Annotated in this window: 1 protein-coding gene; it reads right to left on the bottom strand. The window is 57.9% G+C overall.

Annotation, left to right across the window (positions count from 1 at the left end):
* Positions 1-80 precede the first annotated feature (80 nt).
* The coding region (locus B0W88_RS35060; RefSeq protein ID WP_233151928.1) for a hypothetical protein at positions 81-473 on the bottom strand (393 nt) is incomplete at its 5' end.

Genomic DNA, 473 nt, shown 5'->3' on the forward strand with positions numbered 1-473 from the left:
GATTGCGTTCAGCCGCGCCGTTAGGCGTCGGCTGGAACTGCGGGTTAGGCCGGACTCCGGCAACCTGGCCGTGAATGCGCTCAATCATGAAGCCCCCGGATCTTCTCGAGCGCCCGCAAGAGTACCTTGCTTTTTGCAGGTGGCGTTCCTCGATCGATGGCCGCCAGCCAACGAGAGAGGCTCCTCTGCATTACCAACTGGCCCAATTCCGTTAGTTGGGAATAGCGCACTTCGATGCCTTCCCAGTCTTGGTCCAGAGATACAGGCAACGGCTTGTGGCTTAAACCATGTTCATTGATGAACATGCACAGGGTCGACAACAAGTCTCGCTCTTTCGCTTCAGTGCAGCCCGAGGATCGCCTGAATTCAGCTCCACCACGGAACAGCAGCCAGTCGTGATTCTGCTGTGGGGATGACATGTGCTGCCTAACGATTGCGTTCAGCCGCGCCGTTAGGCGTCGGCTGGAACTGCG

This window comes from Pelomonas sp. KK5, assembly GCF_001984095.1.
Taxonomy (GTDB): domain Bacteria; phylum Pseudomonadota; class Gammaproteobacteria; order Burkholderiales; family Burkholderiaceae_C; genus KK5.